This window comes from Pseudomonas orientalis (genome assembly GCF_002934065.1).
Classification (GTDB): domain Bacteria; phylum Pseudomonadota; class Gammaproteobacteria; order Pseudomonadales; family Pseudomonadaceae; genus Aquipseudomonas; species Aquipseudomonas orientalis_A.
In genome coordinates this window covers 4,777,828-4,800,792 of sequence record NZ_CP018049.1, presented here as the reverse complement: position 1 = coordinate 4,800,792, position 22,965 = coordinate 4,777,828, and the positions used below count along the sequence as shown (strand labels likewise).

Sequence of the window (22,965 nt, the reverse complement as noted above, 5' to 3'; positions counted from 1 at the left end):
CGCGCACTCTAACCGCTGTGCTCTACCGGGCGCCAGCCATGACGCTGAATATCAACACGATTGTTCAGGATAGTGACGCCTTCGCTGCGTAAACGCGCACGTTGCTCGTCACCGGACGCACTGCCCGGCGGCAGGCTTATCCGACCACCGGCACCCAGCACCCGGTGCCAGGGCAATCGAGTGTCTGCGGGAAGCTGGCTCAAGATACGCCCCACCCAGCGCGCGGCGCGCCCCAGGCCTGCCAGGTGCGCCAACTCGCCGTAACTGATCACGCAGCCCTGCGGCACTTGCGCCAACGTCAGGTAAAGCGCGGTGCGGCGCATGTCGGCGGGGCTTTGCGGGGTGTCGGCGGGTTCAGTCACTGTGAGGCTATCCGTTGAGAACGTCGGTGTTTTGTGAGAAACGTCTGTAAACTTGGGGTTGATCATTGAACTCAATATAAATAGTTGAGTCAGTTCAGGCTATCTAACACGATAGCGTCTTCTTTTCGCCAACCTCGAGCCCCGTATCTGCTTATGTTGTCCAGAACCCTGCTGTGCCTTGCTGTCCTCAGTGCTTCCACGCCCTTGCTCGCCGATACCGTCTGGTTGAAGAACGGTGACCGCCTGACCGGCAAGATCAAAGTCTTCGACGGCGGCAAGCTGCTGATCCAGACCAGCTACGGCGGGGCGATCCCGGTGGACTGGAAACAGGTGAAAACCCTGGAGAGCGATCAGGAGTTGCTGGTCAAACAGGACGCCTATAACGGGGAAAAGGCCAAGTCACTCAAGCCTGCCGAGGATGGCAAAGTCGTACTGGCCAATGGCGAAGCGCCCAAGACCGTGGAGTTGGCCAGCATCCAGCAGATCCTCAAGCCCAAGCCTGTGATCGAGGATCTGGTGTGGAAGGGCAACATCGACCTGGCACTGGACTACAAGCGCGCCGACAAAGACACCAACGACTACGACATCGACTTCAAGACCTCGGCCCGTCACGGGCAGTGGCGCCACACGGGCAAGGGCGAATACAACCGCGAGTTCCAGGACGACGTCACCACCACCGACAACTGGGCCCTGGAATATGACCTGGACCGCTTTTTCACCGAACACTGGTTCTGGCAGGGCCGCCTGACCTACAAACGTGACAAGGTCGAAGACCTGGCACGCCAGCGCACCGTCGGTACGGGCCCTGGCTATCAGTTCTGGGACGATGAACTGGGCGCGTTCTCCCTCGGCTCGCTGGTCAACCGCACCGACTACGAATACGCCGATGGCGGCAAGGACAACTTCTATTCCCTGGCCATGAAGTGGAACTACAACCGCTACCTGGTGGGCAAGACCGTTGAGTTCTTCACCAACGGCGAGCTGGGCAAGCCGCTGGACGGTCCGGCCGAGTACTCCCTGGATGCCGAGATGGGCCTGCGCTACAAAGTCACCGAATGGGCGTCGCTCAATCTCAAGGCTGAGCGCGATGTCATCAGCGGCGACTCCGACAGCAGCTTGAGCAAGACCCGCTACACCGCAGGTTTTGGTGTGGCCTGGTAAAGCGACACGCTGGCAACCTGCGCGTATATTGATTACCTTGTGTTGAGATCCATTCCCATATGCCGTGGGCGGCGGAACAACCCAGGAGTCATACATTGAGCGTGCACGTTGCCAGGAACGCCCGAGAGCTGTTGCTCAAGGAATACCGTGGGGCCTTGGCCACACTGTCCAAAGCCATGCCCGGTTTTCCCTTCGGTTCGGTCGTGCCCTACTGCCTCGACGCGCACGGCCAGCCGCTGATCCTGATCAGCCGCATCGCCCAGCACACGCACAATTTGCAGAAAGACCCCAAATGTTCGTTGCTGGTCGGTGAGCGCGAAGCCGACGATGTGCAGGCCGTCGGGCGCCTGACCTATTTGGCTGAAGCCGAGAAGCTGGAAGACGCCTCCAGCATCGAAGCCGCCGCCGAGCGCTACTACCGCTACTTCCCTGACTCGGCCAATTACCACCAGGCCCACGATTTCGATTTCTGGGTGCTCAAGCCGGTGCGCCACCGTTATATCGGTGGGTTTGGCGCGATCCACTGGGTCGATCAACTGACCCTGGCCAATCCGTTCGCGGGCAAGGCTGAGCGCAGCATGATCGAACACATGAACAGCGATCACGCCAAGGCCATCGCCCACTACGTCGACCTCGCCGGTTTACCGACGACCGAGCCTGCGCAACTGGCCGGCATCGACAGCGAAGGCATGCACCTGCGCATTGGCCAGTCCCTGCACTGGTTGCCGTTTGCCGAGTCTTGCAACACGCCGACACAAGTACGCGAAGCCCTGGTTTCATTGGCTCACGCGCAGACCTGGCCGAAAAAATCAGACATTAGCGCTTGAATTCACGAAAAGGCGACGTCATCTAGGGTGAACTAGCAAGGCATTCTTGCGTTGAGGAACCTTTTGATGCGCCCTTTTTTGTTGCTTTTCCTATTGTTCCCGGTGCTGGAGCTGTTCGTATTCGTTCAAGTCAGCGGTGCGATCGGATTTTTCCCGGCACTGTTACTGATCATCCTCGGCTCGATGCTCGGCGTTCTGGTGCTGCGCGTCGCCGGCCTGGCGACCGCCCTGCGCGCCCGTGAAAGCCTGAACCGCGGTGAGCTGCCCGCCCAGACCATGCTCGAAGGCCTGATGATGGCGCTGGCCGGTGGCCTGTTGATCCTGCCGGGCTTTATCAGCGACATGGTCGGTCTGGTGATGCTGCTGCCGGTTACGCGCAAACTGCTGGCCGGCAAGATGCGCCAGCGTGCCGAAGAAGCGGCCGTGCGCCAGCGCGCGTTTGCCGACGACCTGCAACCCCGTGGCGGCCCGGCCCCGCGCCAGCCTCTGGGGCGAGAAGGTGATGTGATCGAAGGCGAATTCGAACACCGCGACAGTAAATAACCGCTTCACCGGCACGGCATCTTCGGGTGCCGTGTTGCATTCTTCCCTGAGCAAAACACAAAAAAAATCATTCGCTGCCCCTTGTAATAAGCCTGGCCGCCCTTATGTAACGGTCACCGCAAGGTTTCTGGTGGTGACACTAGACAGACTTCCGCGGTTCGCCCTGCGAGCCGCGACCGGCACCGCCGGAATTTAACCCGCCGGAATTGATACCGGCCGATGAAACATACAATTAGGAGAGATCGACAATGAGCAAGCTTCGTCCTCTGCACGACCGCGTCGTCATCCGTCGCAGCGAAGAAGAAAAGAAAACCGCCGGTGGGATCGTCCTGCCAGGTTCGGCTGCTGAAAAAGCCAACCACGGCGTGATCGTCGCTGCTGGCCCAGGCAAGACCCTGGAAAACGGTGAAGTACGTGCGCTGGCCGTGAAAGTGGGTGACAAGGTTGTTTTCGGCCCTTACTCCGGCAGCAACACTGTGAAAGTCGACGGCGAAGACCTGCTGGTAATGGCTGAGAACGAAATTCTCGCTGTACTGGAAGGCTGATTTCCCCGCTCATTTTCCCGTTACTACAAAGTATTTAAGGAATATCGATCATGGCTGCTAAAGAAGTTAAATTCGGCGATTCCGCCCGCAAGAAAATGCTCACCGGTGTCAACGTCCTGGCTGATGCAGTAAAAGCGACCCTGGGCCCAAAAGGCCGTAACGTGATCATCGAGAAGAGCTTCGGCGCTCCGACCATCACCAAGGACGGCGTTTCCGTAGCCAAGGAAATCGAGCTCGAAGACCGTTTCGAAAACATGGGCGCGCAGCTGGTCAAAGACGTTGCCTCCCGTGCCAACGATGACGCGGGCGACGGCACCACCACCGCGACCGTGCTGGCCCAGGCCATCGTCAACGAAGGCTACAAAGCCGTCGCTGCCGGCATGAACCCGATGGACCTCAAGCGCGGCATCGACAAGGCGACCATCGCCATTGTTGCCGAGCTGAAAAACCTGTCCAAGCCATGCGCTGACACCAAGGCTATCGCTCAGGTAGGCACCATCTCCGCCAACTCCGACAGCTCCATCGGCGACATCATTGCCGAAGCCATGGAAAAAGTCGGTAAAGAAGGCGTGATCACCGTTGAAGAAGGCTCGGGCCTGGAAAACGAACTGTCGGTTGTAGAAGGCATGCAGTTCGACCGTGGCTACCTGTCCCCGTACTTCGTCAACAAGCCGGACACCATGGTTGCCGAGCTGGACAGCCCGCTGATCCTGCTGGTCGACAAAAAGATCTCCAACATCCGCGAAATGCTGCCAGTGCTGGAAGCCGTTGCCAAAGCCGGCCGCCCACTGCTGATCGTTTCCGAAGACGTTGAAGGCGAAGCCCTGGCGACCCTGGTTGTGAACAACATGCGTGGCATCGTCAAAGTCGCAGCCGTCAAGGCTCCGGGCTTCGGCGACCGTCGCAAGGCCATGCTGCAGGACATCGCCGTATTGACCGGCGGTACCGTCATCTCCGAAGAGATCGGCCTGAGCCTGGAAAGCGCCACCCTGGAAAACCTGGGTAGCGCCAAGCGCGTGACCATCTCCAAGGAAAACACCATCATCGTTGACGGTGCTGGCGTTGAAGGCGACATCGAATCGCGTATCGCCCAGATCCGTGCCCAGGTTGCCGAAACTTCCTCGGACTACGACCGTGAAAAACTGCAAGAGCGTCTGGCCAAGCTGTCCGGCGGCGTTGCAGTGATCAAGGTTGGCGCCGGTTCCGAAGTTGAAATGAAAGAGAAGAAGGCCCGCGTTGAAGACGCCCTGCACGCAACCCGTGCAGCCGTTGAAGAAGGCGTGGTACCTGGCGGTGGCGTTGCGCTGATCCGTGCTCTGGAAGCCCTGACCAACCTGACCGGCGACAACGCTGACCAGAACGTCGGTATCGCTGTACTGCGCCGTGCCGTTGAAGCACCGCTGCGCCAGATCGCTGCCAACTCCGGCGACGAGCCAAGCGTTGTGGTCAACGAAGTCAAGAACGGCAAGGGTAACTACGGTTACAACGCTGCGACTGGCGTCTACGGCGACATGATCGAAATGGGCATCCTGGATCCAACCAAGGTGACTCGTTCCGCGCTGCAGGCAGCCGCTTCCATCGGTGGCCTGATCCTGACCACCGAAGCGGCCATTGCCGACAAGCCAAAGGCTGAAGGCGCAGGTGGTGGCGGTATGCCGGACATGGGCGGCATGGGTGGCATGGGCGGCATGATGTAAGCCAGCCTTACCCCTGTACTGAAAAACCCCGCCTGCAGTGATGCAGGCGGGGTTTTTTGTTGTTCGGCCTGACCGATGATGCGGATGTACTCGTTCAAAAATGTGGGAGGGGGCTTGCCCCCGATGGCGGTGTGTCAGTAGAACATTTATCAACTGACCCACCCTCATCGGGCGCAAGCCCCCTCCCACATTTTGAATCTTCATTGCAATGGGCGATGATTTTCCCTGCACGGCTGTGGCCAGTTTGTGAAGTCATAGTGAAAATCTCGTTCAATATAAATAACGGTTGAAAAGCTATATCGATGACCTGTGCAGGTCTATCCCTGAACGGCACTTGGCCTTAAGCTGCGCGAGCCAACACGGCTGTTACCGCGTACGGAGCACTGCCCATGCGAATTTTATTGGTTGAAGACAACCGCGATATTCTGGCCAACCTGGCCGATTACCTGGGGCTCAAAGGCTACACAGTGGATTGTGCGCAGGACGGCCTGTCGGGCTTGCACCTGGCCGCCACCGAGCATTACGACTTGATCGTGCTCGACATCATGCTCCCTGGCATCGATGGCTACACCCTGTGCAAACGCCTGCGCGAAGATGCGCGCCGCGACACGCCGGTGATCATGCTGACCGCCCGTGACCAGTTGGACGACCGGCTGCAGGGCTTCAAGTCAGGCGCCGATGACTACCTGCTCAAGCCGTTCGCCCTGTCGGAGCTGGCCGCCCGCATCGAAGCGGTGCTGCGCCGTGCCCAGGGTGGCGGGCGTCGTGCGCTGCAAGTGGGCGACCTCAATTATGACCTGGATACACTGGAGGTGACCCGAGAGGGGCGCCTGCTCAAACTCAACCCGGTCGGCCTGAAGTTGCTGGCGGTGTTGATGCAGAAAAGCCCCCACGTGTTGCGTCGGGAAATCCTCGAAGAAGCCCTGTGGGGCGATGATTGCCCGGACAGCGACAGCCTGCGCAGCCACGTTCACCAATTGCGCCAGGTGATCGACAAACCTTTCGCCAAGCCGTTGCTGCAAACGGTACACGGTGTGGGTTATCGATTGGCCGAGGGCCGTGATGGAGTTTAAGCAAAGCCTTGCCCAGCGGATCATCATCGCCTTTGCCTTGATGAGTGCGTTGGTCGCGGGGGCCTTCGCCATGGGCATTGTCGCGACCGTGCACCTGGTGGAGGAGAAGTTGATTTCAGCGGGCCTGGGCGGCGACCTGCAACGTCTGCTGTTGATGGACAGCATGGAAGACTGGCGACATCGGCCCGAGCCTGACCAATTGTTCTATTTCAGCGGCGGCCCCGGCGATTTCGAGTTGCCCAAGGATTTGCGGCATCTGGACCCGGGCTTTCATGAAGTATTTCGCGAGTCGCTGTCCTACCACGCCATGGTCGAAGTGATCGACGGCCGACGCTATGTGCTGCTGCAGGACCAAAGCGATTTCGAAGAGCGCGAGCGGGTGCTGTTTGCCGTGGTGCTGGTGGGCTTTGTGCTCAGCCTGGCACTGGCGGTGTTCCTGGGTTGGGTGCTGGCGCGCAAGGTGATGGCGCCGGTGGTGCGTCTGGCCCGCCAGGTGCGCCATCGCGACCAGTTGCTGGGGCTTGCGCCACCGTTGGCACCGGACTACGCGGCCGACGAAGTGGGCGAACTGGCCGTGGCGTTCGACGCCACCCTGGGCCGCTTGCGCCAGGCGCTGTCTCGCGAACAGTTGTTCACCAGCGATGTGAGCCATGAATTGCGTACACCCTTGATGGTGTTGGCCAGTTCCTGCGAATTGCTGCTGGAGAATCCGGCCATCGATCAACGCGGGCGCAACCAGGTCCAGCGCATTGCCCGGGCCTGTGAAGAGATGCGCGAACTGGTGCAGACCTTCCTGATGCTGGCTCGCGCCAAGCATGACGATGCCGCCATGTCTGCCCAGGTCAACCTGACCCAGGTTGCCGAGGACCTGCTCGGTATCTGGCGCGGGCCCATCGAGCAAAAGGGCCTTGAGTTGATCTACTGCCCGGGCGCCCCGCTGGATACGCGCTACAACACGACGTTCCTGCATGCGGTGATGGGCAACCTGTTGCGCAATGCACTGCACTACACCGAGCACGGGTTTATTCGCCTCACACTGGAGCCCAGCGGCTTCGTAGTGGAGGACACCGGTGTGGGCATCCCGGAAGACAAACGTGAAGCGATGTTCGAACCGTTCGTGCGTGGCAGCGAGAAGCGTGGCGAGGGTCTGGGGCTGGGCTTGTCGCTGGTGCAGCGTATCTGTGAGAGCCAGGGTTGGAGCGTGACCCTGAGCACCATGGAGCCCAATGGCTGCCGTTTTCATGTCGACCTTGGCCAAGTCAAAACCTGACCGATCAGTCTGTCATTTTGCTGCTGCACGACGTCTGCTTTTCGGCGAAGATGGCCCGATGCTACTGAATGTTTCTGTAAAGTCTTGAAATGTATGGGATTGGACAGGACAAGTTTTTCACAATGAGTTGACCTGTTGATCACAGTTCGCCGCTTAGGGTTGTAGGCATCAGTTACCGGAGACGCAAGATGCCTTCCCCGATCAAGTTGGAATTTTCAGAAAAGTACGATGATCAACACGCGCAGCAATATTTGCTCAAGCATCAGGACAATCTGGCTCGCCGGTTGTCCCACAAGCGCGATGAGCAACTGGCGCGTGGTGCGCTGGCCATGGCCGGTGAGCCGGGCCTGGTGTTGGACCTGCCGTGTGGTGCCGGGCGCTTTTGGCCATTGCTGGCCGAGAAACCCAATCGTGTGATCATCGGGGCCGACAATTCGGCGTCGATGTTGAAGGTCGCTACGGTGGCCCAACCGGCGGAAGTCGTCAAACGGGTACGCCCTTTGCAGACATCCGCCTTTGATATCGATTTGCCAGATAACTCGGTCGACAGTATTTTCTGCATGCGCCTGATGCACCACATCGGTGACCCGGCGCACAGGATGACAATACTTCGGGAGTTTCAGCGGGTTAGCCGTGACAGCGTGATTATCTCGCTGTGGGTCGATGGTAATTTCAAGGCCTGGAAACGCAGGCGCGCCGAGGTACGGCGTCGTAAGAAAGGTGAGCAGGAAGGTTACCAAAACCGGTTTGTGTTACCGGCTGCTACTGTCGAGGCAGAATTCGAGCAGGCCGGTTTCCGGGTTCAGGAATCCCTGGACTTCATGCCGCTCTACGCCATGTGGCGAGTCTATGTATTGCGCAAGAGGTAACAGGATGGCAGTTGAGTGCGTAGTCGGCAGTCATATAGCTCCCGAAGAACGATTTGATTTTTTCTGGCGTCAGCAGGGCGAGTGGGTGGAAGAACCCAATCGTCGGCGTGGCGGTGAAAGTGGCGTACAGCGGGTGATCAGTCCCAATGGGCGATTGCTCTATTGCAAACGCCAGACGGGCCATATCTACCGCAGTTGGTTGCATCCGTTTGGACGTCCGACCGTACTGCGCGAGCGTGATGCCCTCAAGGGCCTGCGCCTGCTGGATGTACGCGTGCCGGAGTTGGTGTTCTGCGAGGCGCGACGCGACCCGCAGCATCAATGGAAAGCGTTGCTGGTCACCGCGTCGCTGGACGGTTTCGACGAGATCGAAAACTGGTACGCCGCCGGTGGCCGTGAGCAATACGGCGAGGCGGTCCACGAGCGCTTGCTCGAGGAATTGGCCGGTACCCTGGCCCGCATGCACAAAGGCCGCTGGCAGCACGGTTGCCTGTATATCAAGCACATCTTCGTTCGGGTAACCGGCGAGGGCGATGGGGTGAACGTTGAAGTGGCGCTGCTGGATTTTGAAAAATGCCGCCAGCGTTTGACCGCTTATCGGGCCGCCTCCCATGACATGCTGCAATTGCGCCGCCATTCGTCGTGGAACGATACCGACTGGAAAAAACTCAGCTATTTTTACGAGACGGCGTTTGGCAGCGCTATCAAGGGTTTAACCAGATGAAGCTAGAAATAGCACGAGGTTTGTTCCTGGTCGGGGCGTTGGCGGTTACGGCCCTTGCCCTGGCTGCATGGGAACAGCCTCGCACACAGGTACTCAGTGCGACGCAGGGCGGTGGGCAATGCCTGCTGCCACGTGTGGCCAAGGTCAGTGTGGCGGCCAAACCCGATCATGAGTTGCTGTTATTCATGTTCGGGATGTCTCAAGCGATGAGGCCGCAGAGTTGAAACGATTAAAACCCCCACAAAAGGGCTTCGCGATGCGAGGCCCTTTTTTATGGCGTTTTTCAGATCAAGTGCAGGTGGTTATCCCAAAGCCCCGCCGGTAATTGCAGGGGTTGCGCGACCAATTGCTTCTGACGGCAATCATAGAATCGACAACGCCCCTGACCTGACGTGACCACGAACCCGTCCGCCACCGCACCCACGCCGGCACAGTCCGGTAAAGGCCCATCCAGGCGCAACTCGCCACTGTCCATGTCCCAGATAAAGAACCGATTACCACGTGGCGCCGTCAGCGCTACCAGGCGCAGCTCGCTGTGCACCGCAACGCTGGCGGTGTAGTGCCCCATCGCCTGCAACTGCGCATCGGCTACTGGAAAGGCCACGAACGGTTGGCCCGGACGCTTGATTGCGAGCAATTCGGAGCGCTCCTGGGACGGTCCCATGAACTGCTGCCCGGTAAGGATGGTGCCATCGCTGGCGATCCCCATATGGCGCACGCTGTTCATCTGCTGGCCCAGGGTTTCCTTGCTGATCAGCCTGCCGTCACGGTGCATCAGCACCAGGCTCGGCTCCATGGCGTTGAGGTTCATCTCCACGCGGCTTTCGGCTTCGGTGCGGATGCCGCCGTTGGCCACCACCAGGGTTTCGCCATCGGGCATCCATGACACTTGGTGCGGGCCGATGCCGTGGGTGGAGATCTCGCCGCTGTGCGCCAGCCGCTCGCCTTCGAACTTATACACACCCAACAGGCCACGGCCAGGGTCGGAGGTGTCGTTCTCGGTGGCATACAGCCAGTCGCCGCTCTTGTGGATCACCGCGTGGCCATAGAAGTGGCGATTGGCGTTCGAGGTAATGGTTTGCAGCAGCGCGCCGTTACGCAGGTCGATCAGGTAGCTCTCGGTGCCCGGGCGGCGGGCGACAAACAACGCAATTGGCAGCGTCGGGTGGTTGATGATGTCGTGACAGCGCTGGCCGACCTGGGTGGCGAACACCTGCTTGCCGTCCAGGCGATAACCGACGGCGTAGTGCTTGCCGTGCGCATCGTCGCGCGCCGACAGCAGCAGCGGGCTCTTATCCTTGTGCTTGAACAGCGTCCAGCCGCCCAAGGTGAGGGCGCTGAGCAGCACGCTGCCCACCGCCAAAGCCTGTCGCCTGAGCATCATCAGTCACCGTCGTTGGCGTTGAAGCCCAGCTGGATGCCGAGCGCCTTGGCCAGCTCGCCTTCGTGCAGGCGATGGACCACGTTGAGGCTGTCGTAGAGATCGTTGAGTTGCTGGCGCCCGGCGTCGTCGTTCAACAGTTCGTTGAGGGTGCGCTGGTTGCTGGCGAACAGTTTGAGTGACGCGGCATAGGCGGCGTCGATTTTGTCGGCCAAGGCTTTCTGGTCCTCTGGCAACAGGCCGCGCAGGCCCTTGTTGTCAACGCCTACCCAGACGGTCCGGGCTGCCGTGAGGCTGGCTTCCAGGCTTTGCAGGGACGACTGGCTGCGCCATGCGTCGGCCTGGAACGGTTGTGGGATGCCCTTGGTCTGGCGGCCCATCGGCGTGCCGAGTTTTTTCTTCAGGGTATCCAGGGCGGTGACCTGCACGCGCAGCAGATCCGCGATGGCTTCGTGGGAATCGGCGTAGCGCTGGTTCGGGAACTTGGTCATTTGCGCGAGCATGCCGTCGGTGCTGTTCCAACTGGCCAGGATCTCTTCGGCCAGGGCTTTCTGGCGTTCGCCGATGGCCATCAGCAGCGGGCAATAGCGGGCTTTCTGGGCCGGGTCGGCGACGTCGGGCTTGGCGTCGTAGAGGATATATTCGTAGGCGGACAGGCCTTGCACCACCACACTGGATTTGGCGAGCGCGTCTGCATCAATTTGCGGCTGGGCGCTGACCAGTTGCTCGACCTGGCGACCCACCAGGTTCTTCTTGTCGGGCCAGAACTGAATCTGCCAGGCGCGGTTGCCCTCGGCCAGCGGGCCGATCAGCAGTGGTTGCAACTCGGCCCAGGCTTTTTGCGCGTGAAGGAAGTCGGCACGGGCGGTGTCCAGGCTCTCTTTATCCTGGCAATAGGCGAGGGCGCTGACGGCCAACTGACGGTCGGCCTCGACCCAGCGGCTGTAGGTCGGCAGGATGACTTGCTTGGCGATCGCCGCCGAGGTCACCGCTTGCGGATCCTGGGGCGAGCAGGCGCCGAGGGCAAGGGCGGCCAGGCTGGTGAACAACAACTTGGGACGGAACATGTCGAGCTCCCTTCTGTAATTGGGGCAAAGCTTATAGAGAATTCAGGAACGCCAGCAACGCGGCGCGCTGCTCGGCGTTGAACGACAACACATGCTGCTGCGCCGCTTGCGCCTCGCCGCCGTGCCAGAGCACGGCTTCGAGCAGGTTGCGGGCGCGGCCGTCATGCAGAAACTGGGTGTGACCACTCACGGTTTGCGTCAGGCCGATGCCCCACAACGGCGGGGTACGCCAGTCGCGGCCGCCGGCCTTGAATTCGGTACGGTTGTCGGCAAGGCCTTCGCCCATGTCGTGCAGCAGCAAGTCGCTGTAGGGGCGGATCACTTGATTGGCCAGTTCGGGTTCGGAGGCAGAGGCGGCCGTGGTGAACGTCGGCTTGTGACAGCCCTGGCAGCCGGCCTGGTAGAACAGGTTCTTGCCGGCCAGCACCTGCGGCGCGTTGACGTCGCGGCGCACCGGCACGGCGAGGTTACGCGTATAGAACAGCACCAGGCGCAGGATGTTGTCGCTCACTTCCGGCTCGCCCTCGGGGCCGTTGCCGTTGGGCGCCCGTTTGCAGGCCGCCTGGGCGTCGGTGCAGTCATCGAAAGGTCTCAAGGAGGTGGTGAGGCCCATATCACCGGAAAACGCGTGAACATTTTGTTGATTGAGGTTGGGTTGCCCGGCTTTCCAGCCGAATCGACCTAAGACGGTTTTTTGCTCGGCGTCATCCCATACCTGATTCGCCCGACCGACGATGGCTTCACGGTCGGCGGTTTTCGGGTCGGTGTTGCGCAGGATATCGGCGTCGCTGATGGCTTCGAGCAAACCCAGGCCGATCATCGGCGGCGCGATGCGCGCAGAAAAGCGCGTGTCGGGGTGCATCGGGCCATAGCCAAGCTGGGTGATCTGCAGCTCGGGCTTGCGCAGCTCGACCACCGTACCGTCCTTGAACCTGACATTGACCGGCGTGTAATCGACGCGCACCTTGCCTTCCGGCGCCACGCCCGGCACAGCCATGTCCTGCAGTTGGCCGCCGTACACCGGCTCGGGCACCACGCCGATGTGCTCGATGAGTTTGGCGTAGGCAGGCGCATCCGGAATTGACAGGCGCACCAGCATCGAGACCGCATTGGGCGCATCGGCCAGCGGTGGGTGGCCCCGGCCGTCCTTGATGTGACAGTTCTGGCAGGCGTTGGTATTGAACAGCGGGCCCAGGCCGTCACGTGCAGTGGTGGTCGAGGGCGCGATCACCCAGGGGCTGCGAAAGAAACTGTTGCCGACGCTGAAGTCCAGACGGCGGGTAGGCGCCAGGTTGGCCGAGGGCAGGGAGAACGCGTTCTGGTCGCGCTTGTTCACGGTCGCCGCGCCGCCGGCCCGCGCTTCACCCGGCTCAGCCTGGGTAAACCTGGGGGCGTCGTCGCAGGCAGTCAGGCCCAGGGCCATCAATGCTGCGCACAGGCGTAGTAGCGAACGGAACATCGAGTTTCCTGAACGAAGGCGAAAAATCCGGTGGCAAAGTCTAACAGGGCAGGGCAGTTTGAATAAGAGCAATTATCGTTTGGTGGCAGCCCGATGCATTCCGCTAGAATGACCGTACATTTTTTTCTGGAGGTGGCCAATGCAGGCTCTCGACGCTTTGCTCAACCGTGTTTCCGTGCCGCGCTTGCTGGAACCGGCACCGACCCAGGAGCAGCGCGATGTGCTGTTCGCCGCCGCCATGCGCGCGCCCGACCACGGACAGTTACGCCCGTGGCGTTTCCTCACCGTGGAAGGCCCGGCCCGTGAGCGCATGGGCACGTTGCTGGCCGAAGCCGCGCGCTTGCAGGATGCCGACGCCCCGCAAGCCGCCATCGACAAGGCCCAGAACGGCCCGTTGCGGGCGCCGCTGGTGGTGGTGGTGATTGCGCGCCTGCAGGAGCATTTCAAAGTGCCGAAGTCCGAACAATTGCTGGCAGCCGCCTGTGCGGCTCACGGCATTCTGCTGGCGGCGTATGCCCAGGGGATTGGCGCGGTGTGGCGCACCGGTGAGTTGTCCTATTCGGCCCATGTGGCCAAAGGGCTGGGGCTGAGCGCAGATGAAGAAGTGATCGGCTTCCTGTACCTGGGCACGCCGCAAAACCCGCCGCGCACGGCGCCGAAGGAGGATGTGGCGGCGTTCGTCCAGGCCTGGACCGGTCTTTAAGCGGTACGCGGTCAACATGTAGGAGGGGGCTTGCCCCCGATGCGGTGTGTCAGCCACCCATTTATTGACTGATACACCGCTATCGGGGGCAAGCCCCCTCCCACATTGGACCTGCTCTGTTTCTTACACCCTGAACTGATCCATCAACTTCATCTGCTGGCTGGCCAGGGCGTTGAGCTGGCTGCTGATGGCCGCCGACTCGGTGGCCTGGCCGGTGAGGGTTTCGGTCACGGTGCGGATCGCCGAGACGTTGCGATTGACCTCTTCGGCCACCGCGCTCTGCTCCTCGGCGGCGCTGGCGATTTGCAGGTTCATGTCGCTGATCACCGTCACAGCATCGCTGATCTTGCCCAGGGCCTTTACCGCTTCGTGGATCTGCCCGGCATTGCTTTGCGCTTGTTGCTGGCTCGAGTGCATGGTCGCCACCACGCCACGGGTGCCGTTCTGGATCCGTTCGATCACCAGGCGAATTTCCTCTACCGAGTCCTGGGTACGTTTGGCCAGGTTGCGCACTTCGTCGGCCACCACCGCAAAACCACGTCCGCTTTCCCCGGCGCGTGCCGCTTCGATCGCCGCGTTCAAGGCCAGCAGGTTGGTCTGTTCGGCAATGCTGCGGATCACTTCCAGGACTGAACCGATCTGTTCGCTATTGACGGCCAACGCCTCGACTTCGCCGACGGCCTTGCTGACTTCCTCGGCAAGCGAAGTGATATCGCGGGTGCTTTGTTCGATGATCGACATGCCTTCGCGTGCCGACTGATCCGCGCCGCGTGCCGCGCTGGCGGCATTGGAGGCGCTGTTGGCGACGTCATGGGCGGTGGCGCTCATTTCATTGGACGCGGTGGCCACCTGGTCGATCTCGCGAAATTGCACCTGCATGCCTTCGCTGGTCTGGCGCGCAATGGCCGAGGACTGGTCGGCCGTGCCGCGCGCTTCGGTGATGCTTTGCTTGATCTGCGCGATGGTCGGTTGCAGCTTGTCGAGGAAGCGGTTGAACCAGTTCACCAACTCACCCAGTTCGTCTTTTTTGCTATAGGCCAGGCGCTGGGTGAGGTCGCCGTCGCCGCTGGCGATGTCCTTGAGCATGGCGGCCACGCTGTTGATCGGCCGGGTCACGCCCGTGGCGGTCAGCCACACCAGCAGCAGGCCCAGCAGGGCAGCGGCGGCGGCGACCAGCAAGGCCTTGAGGGTGCCGGCCGCCTGGGCGTCGTCAAGCACAGCTTGCAGTTTCACGTTATCGGCCAGCATCACCGCTTTGGGCAGCTTGATCACCACCCCCCAGGATTTGGCGTCGGCAATCGGCTTGACGGGGTATACGACACGAATGGTCTCGTCCTGCTCGCGGATCATCGGGCGATCGTTGGCAAGCAGTTGCACGATCTCTTTGCCCTCGGCGCCAAGGGTGTCTATCAGGTTCTTGCCCACTTTGGCCGGCTCACCGCTGTAGGCGGCGATCAGCCCCGTGCTGGAGAGGACCTCCACGTGTGCTGCGCCGTCGAACACGGTTTTCTGCGCGGCATCGGTGACGGCCTGCAGGGTATTGAGGGCAATATCGACGCCGACAACGCCAATCACTTTGCCGTCGACGATCAACGGCAGGGAGATAGTGGTCATCAGCACGGGTTTACCGGCCACCGTGTCTTCGTACGGGTCCAGCAGGCATGTGGTGCGCGTGTCCCGGGGGCAGGTGTACCAAATGTTGTAGGGCGTACCGCTGAGGTTGAGGGTGGTCTTGGTCAGGTCTTCCTCGACCATGACCGTGTTCAGGCCTTCGCCGGCGGCGCGGCTCCAGTAGCTGGAGAAGCGGCCTTTTTCGTTGGAAACGCGGGCCTTGTCGTCAATGAATTCGCTGTCCTTGCCATCCAGTGCGTTGGGTTCGAACGACAGCCAGATGCCCAGCACCTTGGTGTTGCGCTCGAAAGCGGTTTTGACGCTCTGGTTGAGTTCTTCGCGCAGGACGCCGGCTTCCAGGGAACGCTTGGTCCCGAGGGTGCGCAGGTCTTTGATCTGGTCGGCGAGGGCGGTGACCGCCAGCAGGTTTTCGTTGAAGGTTTTCTGCAACTGTACGGCCTGTTCGGCCGCCTTGGCTTGCAGCAACTGTTCCACGCCGGCAGTCAGCATGCGTGAGCTTGAATCACTCACCAGTTGATCGTTCTGGTTGGTGTTGTAAATGTTGATGCCGACCACCAGTGCGATGACCCCCAGCAGGCAGAGGCCGGACAGCAGCACGATTTTCAGGCGGATGGAGAAGGTGTCGAACATAGGTTCACTCACGAATGGACTTGTTGAGATGCACGCAAAAGTGCCAAGTCCGTTCGGCGTCATGCCTGAAACATCGGCGTAACAAATCAATTCATGAGTGGCAGACGATGAGCGGTAGGAAAACGCCTGTACGCAGCGTTATACGGGCGGTGCAAGCTGCTCGGGGCGGGACCAGATCCACAGGTTGCCCAGGCCCATGCCGGCGATGGCCAGGTAGATCGGCCAGCCATGGTCGAGCATTACCAGCATCAGCACGGCGCACAGCACCATGCTCACGGTGGCGCTGACTTTGGCCCGGCGCGCGATGATCTTGCCATTGCGCCAGTTGAACAGGATCGGCCCGAACAGACGGTGGTTTTCCAGCCAGGCGCTCAGGCGCGGTGAGCTTTTGGTCGCGGCCCAGGCGGCCAGCAGGATGAATTCGGTGGTGGGCAAACCCGGTACGACAATCGCCACCAGGCCGATCCCCAGGCTGACGTAGGCCAGCAGGCCGTAGAGGATCTGTGCGATCCTGGAGGTGGATTGGGTTTTGCCGGTCATAGGTAGGGTTATCACAGAAAAACAATGTGAAATGCGTTCCAACTGTGGGAGGGGGCAAGCCCCCTCCCACAGTTGATTGCATTTCAATCAGTAGGTCAGGCCAGTTCAGGGGCCGTAGCGTACGCCTGTTCCAGCAATACGGTGAAGCGTACAAACGCATCGATTGCGCCTTTTTCCACCGCGGCTTCTTCTTCGGCGCTGAACTGCAGGCCGTCGAGGATGCGAGTGAAGCGTTTCCAGCCCTCGGCGCGACCGCCCGCCGGTTCGCCCAGGTGGCGGGCACCGAAGGTTTCGCTCAGGCCCAGGCCCACGGCCCGTTTGATCAGGAAGGCGGCGCCCAGTTTGGAGCCCTCGGAGACGAACAGCCAGCCCAGGGCTTGGGCCTTGTCCGGGTTGCTCACGGCACCGGCGATCGGCGCGGGTACGTCGGTGTCGAGGTCGCCCAGGTCGAGTCTGGCGGCTTCTGCGCGGCAGCGCTCGGCCAGGTCCGGGATGATCCGGTTCAGTTCGGCATCGTTGTACAGCGCGACCAGCTCCGATTGGAACAGGTACTGCGCCACCACGAAGCGGGCGAAGTTGGCCTGGGTCTCAAACGGGGCGTGCGCCTTGACCAGTGCGTCGAGCCTGGTGTGCGGCTCATGGGTGATCTGGTTCAGGCGCTGGGAGCGCAGGGCTGGACGTTCTGCGGTAGGAGATGCGGTCATGAAAAAATCCTTGAGGGGGGTAGCGCCTTGTGGCTCTAAAGAGAGCGGTTATCAACTAGACGAACAGGGAGACGCGGCACAGTAAAAAATCCTCACCTCGCCGCACGATCATCGCGGCGAGGTGCGGCAGGTTTCCTCAGATGTCCCAGATCAGGTTGATCGCAAAGTTGCGTCCCGGCTGGGTCAGCCGATCAAGGTTGGCCGGGCCGGTCACTGCGGCTTCGCCGACGCTGTCGTAGCTGCGCACGTCATCCCAGTTCCAGTACTTCTTGTCGGTGAGGTTGTAGATGCCGCCGTTGACGGTCACGTCGTTGGTGACCTTGTAGTAGGCGGTCAGGTCAAGAATGCCGAAGCCCGGCGTCTTGAACGGGCCGCTGGTGTCGCCGTCGGGGGCGTGGAAGGTGCTGCTGTCGACGCGGTTCTGTTTCTTGACCAGGGTCCAGCTCACCAGGCCACCGTAGTTGTCCTGATCGTAGCCCAGGCCGAATACGCCCTTGAGCGGGTTGACGCTGTTGAGCGGCTCGCCGTTGTCGTCGTTGCGGCCATGGGCATAGGAAATCGCGCCTTGGGCGTACAGGCCCTGCGGCGCGCCGAATGCGTCCAGGTTCAGGCGGCCCTTGGCTTCGGCGCCTTTGATGGTGGCGCGTTTGATATTCACCGCCTGGAACTGCTCGACGGTACCGCCGACCACTGCGTTGTCTTCGTCGATGAAGTCGCGGTATTTGTTATAGAACACCGCGATTTCGAACGAACCTTCGTCGAACTTGCCGCGAAGCCCGGTTTCGATGCCTTTGCTGGTTTCCGGCTTGAGGTCGGGGTTGGGCTCCACGGTGTAGCCAAGGTTGAGGTTTTCGAAGCGGCCGTACAGCGCTTTGGCGGACGGCGTGCGGAAACCTTCGGCGTATTGGCCGAACCAGGTGTATTGATCGGTCAGGGCATAGGTCAGGCCGAACTTGGGCGTGACGCGGTGCCAGGTTTTGTCCTTGCCGTCGACCGCATACTCGCCGGTGGGGTTCACAGTGCTGAGGAATTCCTCGGTCAGCTTGGGCTTGAGCCGGGTGTAGTCGTAGCGCACGGCGGGCAGGAAGGTCCAGTTGTCCCAGGAGATCTGGTCCTGGGCGAACAGCGAATAGGTGTTGATGGTCGGGTCGGGGAAGTCGCTGGATTTTTTCACACTGTCGCTGGCCGACGGGCTGGGCGCGCCGATGGCGGTGCAGCCGCTGCCTACCGCGAGACAAGTGGCGCTGCCTTCACGCGAGCCTGTGACTTTCTGCTGCTTGAGGGTGGTGCCGTAGGTCACCTGATGATCGGTGTCACCGAGGCTGAAGGCCTTGTCCAGCTGTGCATCGAAGACCCACTGCTTTTCTTCGTACAGCGTGTCGCGGGTGCGCAAGACACGGCGGCCGGACTGATAGATTTCAGCGGTCGTCTGGTCGGTCTTGGCGATCTGGTAATTGAGGCTGGTCTTGATGCGGTCGGCGATCGGCGACTCGAGGGCGAAGCTGTTCTCCAGGCCGAAGCGTTCGCGGGTAATGGTGTCGTTGCCGCGACGGTCACGGTACAGGTTGAAACCACGGCCACCAATGAACGGGCCGCCTACCGCATTCTTGAGGTTGACGTCGCGATCATCCTTGTATTTTTCGTAGGTCAGGCCCAGGCGGTTGTCGTCGCCATAATTCCAGCCCAGTTTGGCCAGCACGTTGGTGGTGCGCGCGTCTTCCGGGTTGGCGCCGGTGCGGGCGAGGCCGGTGGCGTTGTTGCCATCATAGGATTCGGTTTCGTGGCCGTTGCGCTGGCTCAGGTGCAGCAAGCCATCGACATCCTGCACGCGGCCGGCGACGGTGGCGGAGGTCAGCCAGCTTTCGTCGGCGGAGCTGTAGCCGGTTTTCAGGCGCGCGCCGACGTCCTGGCCGGGCTTGATGATGTCATCCGGGTCGAGGGTGAAATAACTCACTGCGCCACCGATGGCGCTGCTGCCGTACAGGGCCGACGCCGGGCCGCGCAGGATCTCCACGCGCTTGACGATTTCCGGGTCGACGTAGTTGCGCCGGGTCTTGGCGTAGGGACCGTTGAAGAAGCTGTCCGGCACTTCCACGCCATCGACCTGGGTCAGAATGCGGTCGCCGTCGATACCGCGAATGTTATAGCCCGCGTTGCCCGAGCGGGTGCCGGCGCCGCCCACGGACACGCCCGGTTCGTAGCGCACCAGCTCACGGCTGTTGTTGACGTTCTGGCGGTCCAGTTCCTGGCGGTCGTGCACGCTGACCATGCTCGGTACGCTGTCGACAGCCTGCTCGGTACGGGTGGCGCTGATGGTCACTTGCTGCAGGGTGAGGGCGCTGCCGGCGGCGCGTTTCTCCAGGACGATGTTATTGTTGCCCAGTTTGCGGTAGCTCAGGTTGGTCCCCACCAACAGCCGCTCCAGCGCTTTCTCCGGCGACAACGCACCGCGCACGCCCGGGGACGACACACCCTGGCCCAACTCGGCCGGCAGGCCGACTTGCCAGCCGGTCACGCCGGTAAACGCGTTCAGCGCCGCCACCAGCGGCTGCTGTTCGATGCTGAAGTGGTAGTTGCCGTGGCTGCGCGGCGCAGGTTCGGCGGCAGTGGCGGCCATTGCCGGCACGCCGGCCAGCAGGATGGCGGCGGTCAGCAAGGACAGAACGGGGGAACAAGACCGGCGGTTGAAACGAGAGGACATCGAGAGCGCTCCGCAAATACGAATCTTATAGTTGCGAACCGAAACCAAATAGGAATCAGTTGCATTGGCTATAACGAGACGTATCGCCGGTTAACATCGAGTAAAAATATTTCTCATTCAGTTCAAAATCACCAGAGCCGGGTATTCCGACAGCTTGGCCGAGGTGATGTGGGCCAGGGAACGCACCACGTCCAACGGTTGGTCGAGGCGATAGTTTCCGGTGACGGCGACGCTGGCGAGCTTGTCGTTGGTGTTGACGATCCAGCCCGGGTAATAGCGGCGTAACTCCGCCAGCACTTCGCTCATCGGGCAGTTTTCGAACACCAGTCGGCCCTGGACCCAGGCCAGGTCCTTGCCGGCGTCCAGCTTGGCCGGCTGACTAAAGCCCTTGGGGCCGACGCGAATGCTTTGGCCGGCACTCAGGCGCACCCGGGCGTCGTCGAAGGTATTGCTCAGGTCGACATCACCGCGTTGCACTTGCACCTGGGCTTCGCCGTCCAGATAGCGCACGGCAAAGGCGGTGTCGCGCACGCTGGCGCGCACCGGGCCGGCGTCGATTTCCAGCGGCAGGCCACGGGCGGGGGCGATGTCGAAGAACGCTTCGCCCTGGTAGAGGCGGGCGATGCGCTGGTGATCCTGGATACGGCTGGAAAACGCCGAATTGGTGTTCAGCAGTACGTTGGAGCCGTCATCCAGTTGCAGGCGCTGGCGCTCACCGACCACGGTGAGGTGGTCGGCCTGCAGGCGTACCGGCAGGTTGCTGAAGCTGAACAGGCCGAGCAGCAGCACGGCAGCGGTGGCCAGGGGTTTCCAATGGGGTTTGACCCGGCGCCAGACGCTCGGTCTGCGCGGCGCGGCCAACGCCACGGCGGCGCTGTGCACCGGCGCGCCACCCCAGGCGGACTGGGCCTTGCTGAACGCATGGGCATGCGCCGCGTCCTGCGCCAGCCAGGCCTGGAAGGCGGCTTGCTGGCCGGGTTGCGGGCACTGCAAGGCGATCAGCCAATCGAGCGCTTGGTCCATGGCCGTGTCTTGCAGCACCTCATGAGCCAGCTCTTGGAGGCGCAGTTTATTCGGGTCCGTCACGGTGTTCCTCGGGTCTTCGCCACGTTTTATTCATTATTTCCTACAGCCTGGATCGATACCTCTGTCGGATGGAGCTTAAGGCTGATCCAACCGTTCGGCCACACCTACACAGATGGCCATGATCAATTTCAGTTCCTTTTGCACCGTGCTCAAGGACACCTGCAACTGATCGGCAATCTCCTGGTAGCTGCAACCGTGCAGGCGGCTGAGGATGAAGATGCGTTGCTGGCGTGCGCTCAACTGGCCCAGGCTGACGCTCAGGTGCTCAAGCAATTGCTCGGCCTGGGTGGCGTCTTCGGGCGTGCTGATGGGGGCGGCGACGCTTTGCAGGATATCCAGCGGGACATCTTCCTGCAGGGTGCGGGCCTGGATCCTGCGCGAACGCAGATGGTCCAGCGCCAGGTTGCGCGCGGTCTGGTAGACGAAGGGTTCAAGATGGTCGATCGGCCGTTCACTCAAGGCCCGAGTCACGCGCAGGTAGGTTTCCTGCAACAGGTCCTCGGCGGTGCTGTGGTTATTCACCATGCGCTGCAGCGTGCGCAGCAGGATCACCCGTTGGGCGAGAAAGACGTGGTTGAAGCGAGATTGGCTCACGGTGATACCAGACTGACATGCAGTGAATGATAATGCTTATCATCAACTGAAATGGCAAGTGGCGATTTCTGCGGCCCCGCGCAAAGCAAATGTGGGAGGGGGCTTGCCCCCGATGACGGCGTATCAGCCAGCTTACCTGTAGCTGACCCACCGCTATCGGAAGCAAGCCCCCTCCCACACAAGCGAGATCCCAGAGGGATTACTCGGCGTTACACAGCGCCAGGCAGTTATCCAGCATCCGGTTCGAGAAGCCCCATTCGTTGTCATACCAGGCCAGCACCTTGAGCAGCTTGCCGCTGACCTTGGTGTGGTTGGCATCGAAGATCGACGACAGCGGGTTATGGTTGAAGTCACTGGAAACCAGCGGCAGTGTGTTGTAGCCGAGGATCTTCGAGTGCTGGCTGGCCTGTTTCAACAGCGCGTTGACTTCGTCGGCCGTGGCTTCTTTTTTCAGCTGTACGGTGAGGTCCACCAGCGACACGTTGATCACTGGCACGCGCACGGCCATGCCGGTCAGCTTGCCCGCCAGTTCCGGCAATACCAGGCCGACGGCTTCGGCGGCGCCGGTCTTGCTCGGGATCATGTTCTGGGTGGCCGAACGCGCGCGGTACGGATCGGTGTGGTAGACGTCGGTCAGGTTCTGGTCGTTGGTGTAGGCGTGAATGGTGGTCATCAGGCCGCTTTCGATGCCCAGTTCGCGGTGCAGCACCTGGGCGACCGGCGCCAGGCAGTTGGTGGTGCACGAAGCATTGGAGATGATCTGGTGCGACTGACGCAGAATGTCATGGTTCACGCCGTAGACCACGGTCGCGTCCGCGCCTTTGGCCGGGGCGGAGATGATCACCTTGCGCGCGCCGGCGCTGATATGGGCGGCAGCCTTGTCACGGTCGGTGAACAGACCGGTGCATTCGAACACCACGTCGATCTTGTGCGCGGCCCACGGCAGGTCGGCCGGGTTGCGAATGGCACTCACGGCAATCCGGTCGCCGTTGACGGTCAGGCTTTCCTGATCGTGAGCGACCTCTGCGTCGAATGTGCCATGTACGGTGTCGTATTTGAGCAGGTGGGCATTGATCGAACTGTCGCCCAGGTCGTTGATGGCGACGATCTGCAAATCCTGGCGGTAGCCTTGGGTATACAGTGCGCGCAGGACATTACGGCCGATACGGCCAAAACCATTGATTGCGATACGTAGAGTCATTGGAAGGTGCCTATCGTCGATTTGTTGTAAGAATTACAAGATTATTCGCATAAAAATAGAAAACAAGCCTTTTTAGTGGCAATATTTTGTTCAATCTACAACGAGTGACCTGAATCAACTGGTCCGATGATCCAAACGACCCCCTGCCATCCCATGAGCCGTGGGCGTTTGATCAGCATAGACTCTCAGGTCGCCA

Annotated in this window: 22 protein-coding genes; 11 read left to right on the top strand and 11 right to left on the bottom strand. The window is 61.0% G+C overall.

Translation table 11 applies throughout. The annotated features are described in order from the left end of the window. Positions 1-8: 8 nt before the first annotated feature. On the bottom strand, positions 9-323 hold the full coding sequence (locus BOP93_RS21635; RefSeq protein ID WP_430758803.1) for an MGMT family protein: 315 nt from the start codon (positions 321-323) through the stop codon (positions 9-11). A 192-nt stretch (positions 324-515) separates the two neighbouring features. Between BOP93_RS21635 and BOP93_RS21630 the strand changes: the two genes are divergently transcribed. The 10 genes from BOP93_RS21630 (at position 516) to BOP93_RS21585 (ending at position 9,295) form a co-directional block, all read left to right on the top strand. Further along, positions 516-1,523: a DUF481 domain-containing protein gene (locus BOP93_RS21630; protein ID WP_104504599.1), complete on the top strand. Its 1,008-nt coding sequence runs from the start codon at positions 516-518 to the stop codon at positions 1,521-1,523. 95 nt (positions 1,524-1,618) lie between these two features. After that, positions 1,619-2,350, top strand: coding sequence for a HugZ family protein (locus BOP93_RS21625; protein ID WP_104504598.1), 732 nt, complete (start codon positions 1,619-1,621; stop codon positions 2,348-2,350). 66 nt (positions 2,351-2,416) lie between these two features. Next, positions 2,417-2,893, top strand: a complete 477-nt coding sequence (locus BOP93_RS21620) for an FxsA family protein (protein ID WP_104504597.1) — start codon at positions 2,417-2,419, stop codon at positions 2,891-2,893. 248 nt (positions 2,894-3,141) lie between these two features. Continuing rightward, on the top strand, positions 3,142-3,438 hold the full coding sequence (locus BOP93_RS21615) for a co-chaperone GroES (RefSeq protein ID WP_017846112.1): 297 nt from the start codon (positions 3,142-3,144) through the stop codon (positions 3,436-3,438). A gap of 50 nt (positions 3,439-3,488) precedes the next feature. Next, the gene (gene groL, locus BOP93_RS21610; protein WP_065887544.1) at positions 3,489-5,135 is read left to right on the top strand and encodes a chaperonin GroEL; all 1,647 of its coding nucleotides are present in this window, start codon (positions 3,489-3,491) and stop codon (positions 5,133-5,135) included. Between the two features lie 389 nt (positions 5,136-5,524). Continuing rightward, positions 5,525-6,208, top strand: coding sequence for a two-component system response regulator ColR (gene colR / locus BOP93_RS21605; RefSeq protein WP_003208587.1), 684 nt, complete (start codon positions 5,525-5,527; stop codon positions 6,206-6,208). After that, complete coding sequence (locus BOP93_RS21600; protein WP_104504596.1) at positions 6,198-7,478, top strand: sensor histidine kinase; 1,281 nt, start codon at positions 6,198-6,200, stop codon at positions 7,476-7,478. Before colR ends, BOP93_RS21600 begins: the two co-directional genes overlap by 11 nt. 188 nt (positions 7,479-7,666) lie before the next feature. Then, positions 7,667-8,347 carry a class I SAM-dependent methyltransferase gene (locus BOP93_RS21595; RefSeq protein ID WP_104504595.1) on the top strand — a complete coding sequence of 227 codons (681 nt, stop codon included), beginning with the start codon at positions 7,667-7,669 and terminating at the stop codon, positions 8,345-8,347. A gap of 4 nt (positions 8,348-8,351) precedes the next feature. After that, positions 8,352-9,071, top strand: coding sequence for a lipopolysaccharide kinase InaA family protein (locus BOP93_RS21590; RefSeq protein ID WP_065887551.1), 720 nt, complete (start codon positions 8,352-8,354; stop codon positions 9,069-9,071). Further along, positions 9,068-9,295 (top strand): hypothetical protein, encoded by a 228-nt coding sequence (locus tag BOP93_RS21585; RefSeq protein ID WP_065887552.1) that lies wholly within the window; start codon positions 9,068-9,070, stop codon positions 9,293-9,295. The genes BOP93_RS21590 and BOP93_RS21585 overlap by 4 nt, the downstream gene beginning before the upstream one ends. A 59-nt stretch (positions 9,296-9,354) precedes the next feature. On the opposite strand, the gene BOP93_RS21580 is transcribed toward BOP93_RS21585, so the two are convergent. Genes BOP93_RS21580 through BOP93_RS21570 form a run of 3 tightly spaced genes read right to left on the bottom strand, consistent with a single transcriptional unit; the run spans position 9,355 to position 12,978 of the window. Then, entirely contained in the window at positions 9,355-10,452 is a 1,098-nt protein-coding gene (locus tag BOP93_RS21580; protein ID WP_104504594.1) for a DUF1513 domain-containing protein, read from the bottom strand. A gap of 2 nt (positions 10,453-10,454) precedes the next feature. Then, positions 10,455-11,519: an imelysin family protein gene (locus BOP93_RS21575; protein WP_104504593.1), complete on the bottom strand. Its 1,065-nt coding sequence runs from the start codon at positions 11,517-11,519 to the stop codon at positions 10,455-10,457. 31 nt (positions 11,520-11,550) lie between these two features. Beyond that, complete coding sequence (locus tag BOP93_RS21570) at positions 11,551-12,978, bottom strand: di-heme oxidoredictase family protein (RefSeq protein WP_104504592.1); 1,428 nt, start codon at positions 12,976-12,978, stop codon at positions 11,551-11,553. A 139-nt stretch (positions 12,979-13,117) separates the two neighbouring features. On the opposite strand from BOP93_RS21570, the gene BOP93_RS21565 reads away from it, so the two are divergent. Next, positions 13,118-13,681 (top strand): NAD(P)H nitroreductase, encoded by a 564-nt coding sequence (locus tag BOP93_RS21565; protein WP_065887556.1) that lies wholly within the window; start codon positions 13,118-13,120, stop codon positions 13,679-13,681. Between the two features lie 123 nt (positions 13,682-13,804). On the opposite strand, the gene BOP93_RS21560 is transcribed toward BOP93_RS21565, so the two are convergent. The 7 genes from BOP93_RS21560 to gap all read right to left on the bottom strand — a co-directional run bounded on the left by BOP93_RS21560 (position 13,805) and on the right by gap (position 22,769). Then, positions 13,805-15,943, bottom strand: coding sequence for a methyl-accepting chemotaxis protein (locus BOP93_RS21560; protein ID WP_104504591.1), 2,139 nt, complete (start codon positions 15,941-15,943; stop codon positions 13,805-13,807). A gap of 138 nt (positions 15,944-16,081) precedes the next feature. Then, positions 16,082-16,483, bottom strand: a complete 402-nt coding sequence (locus tag BOP93_RS21555; RefSeq protein ID WP_104504590.1) for a YbaN family protein — start codon at positions 16,481-16,483, stop codon at positions 16,082-16,084. A gap of 95 nt (positions 16,484-16,578) precedes the next feature. Then, positions 16,579-17,187, bottom strand: a complete 609-nt coding sequence (locus tag BOP93_RS21550) for a biliverdin-producing heme oxygenase (protein ID WP_104504589.1) — start codon at positions 17,185-17,187, stop codon at positions 16,579-16,581. A gap of 136 nt (positions 17,188-17,323) precedes the next feature. Continuing rightward, positions 17,324-19,888 (bottom strand): TonB-dependent receptor, encoded by a 2,565-nt coding sequence (locus BOP93_RS21545; protein WP_104504588.1) that lies wholly within the window; start codon positions 19,886-19,888, stop codon positions 17,324-17,326. A gap of 117 nt (positions 19,889-20,005) precedes the next feature. Then, positions 20,006-20,974: a FecR family protein gene (locus tag BOP93_RS21540; RefSeq protein ID WP_104504587.1), complete on the bottom strand. Its 969-nt coding sequence runs from the start codon at positions 20,972-20,974 to the stop codon at positions 20,006-20,008. 75 nt (positions 20,975-21,049) lie between these two features. Then, positions 21,050-21,568 (bottom strand): RNA polymerase sigma factor, encoded by a 519-nt coding sequence (locus tag BOP93_RS21535; RefSeq protein WP_065895106.1) that lies wholly within the window; start codon positions 21,566-21,568, stop codon positions 21,050-21,052. A gap of 199 nt (positions 21,569-21,767) precedes the next feature. Continuing rightward, positions 21,768-22,769, bottom strand: coding sequence for a type I glyceraldehyde-3-phosphate dehydrogenase (gene gap, locus BOP93_RS21530; protein WP_057704386.1), 1,002 nt, complete (start codon positions 22,767-22,769; stop codon positions 21,768-21,770). Positions 22,770-22,965: the final 196 nt, after the last annotated feature.

Coding starts and splice junctions, on each gene's coding strand:
- BOP93_RS21635 (WP_430758803.1), bottom strand. CDS start 323: ATGCGCCGCACCGCGCTTTACCTGACGTTGGCGCAAGTGCCGCAGGGC.
- BOP93_RS21630 (WP_104504599.1), top strand. CDS start 516: ATGTTGTCCAGAACCCTGCTGTGCCTTGCTGTCCTCAGTGCTTCCACG.
- BOP93_RS21620 (WP_104504597.1), top strand. CDS start 2,417: ATGCGCCCTTTTTTGTTGCTTTTCCTATTGTTCCCGGTGCTGGAGCTG.
- BOP93_RS21615 (WP_017846112.1), top strand. CDS start 3,142: ATGAGCAAGCTTCGTCCTCTGCACGACCGCGTCGTCATCCGTCGCAGC.
- groL (WP_065887544.1), top strand. CDS start 3,489: ATGGCTGCTAAAGAAGTTAAATTCGGCGATTCCGCCCGCAAGAAAATG.
- colR (WP_003208587.1), top strand. CDS start 5,525: ATGCGAATTTTATTGGTTGAAGACAACCGCGATATTCTGGCCAACCTG.
- BOP93_RS21600 (WP_104504596.1), top strand. CDS start 6,198: ATGGAGTTTAAGCAAAGCCTTGCCCAGCGGATCATCATCGCCTTTGCC.
- BOP93_RS21595 (WP_104504595.1), top strand. CDS start 7,667: ATGCCTTCCCCGATCAAGTTGGAATTTTCAGAAAAGTACGATGATCAA.
- BOP93_RS21590 (WP_065887551.1), top strand. CDS start 8,352: ATGGCAGTTGAGTGCGTAGTCGGCAGTCATATAGCTCCCGAAGAACGA.
- BOP93_RS21585 (WP_065887552.1), top strand. CDS start 9,068: ATGAAGCTAGAAATAGCACGAGGTTTGTTCCTGGTCGGGGCGTTGGCG.
- BOP93_RS21580 (WP_104504594.1), bottom strand. CDS start 10,452: ATGCTCAGGCGACAGGCTTTGGCGGTGGGCAGCGTGCTGCTCAGCGCC.
- BOP93_RS21575 (WP_104504593.1), bottom strand. CDS start 11,519: ATGTTCCGTCCCAAGTTGTTGTTCACCAGCCTGGCCGCCCTTGCCCTC.
- BOP93_RS21570 (WP_104504592.1), bottom strand. CDS start 12,978: ATGTTCCGTTCGCTACTACGCCTGTGCGCAGCATTGATGGCCCTGGGC.
- BOP93_RS21565 (WP_065887556.1), top strand. CDS start 13,118: ATGCAGGCTCTCGACGCTTTGCTCAACCGTGTTTCCGTGCCGCGCTTG.
- BOP93_RS21560 (WP_104504591.1), bottom strand. CDS start 15,943: ATGTTCGACACCTTCTCCATCCGCCTGAAAATCGTGCTGCTGTCCGGC.
- BOP93_RS21555 (WP_104504590.1), bottom strand. CDS start 16,483: ATGACCGGCAAAACCCAATCCACCTCCAGGATCGCACAGATCCTCTAC.
- BOP93_RS21550 (WP_104504589.1), bottom strand. CDS start 17,187: ATGACCGCATCTCCTACCGCAGAACGTCCAGCCCTGCGCTCCCAGCGC.
- BOP93_RS21545 (WP_104504588.1), bottom strand. CDS start 19,888: ATGTCCTCTCGTTTCAACCGCCGGTCTTGTTCCCCCGTTCTGTCCTTG.
- gap (WP_057704386.1), bottom strand. CDS start 22,769: ATGACTCTACGTATCGCAATCAATGGTTTTGGCCGTATCGGCCGTAAT.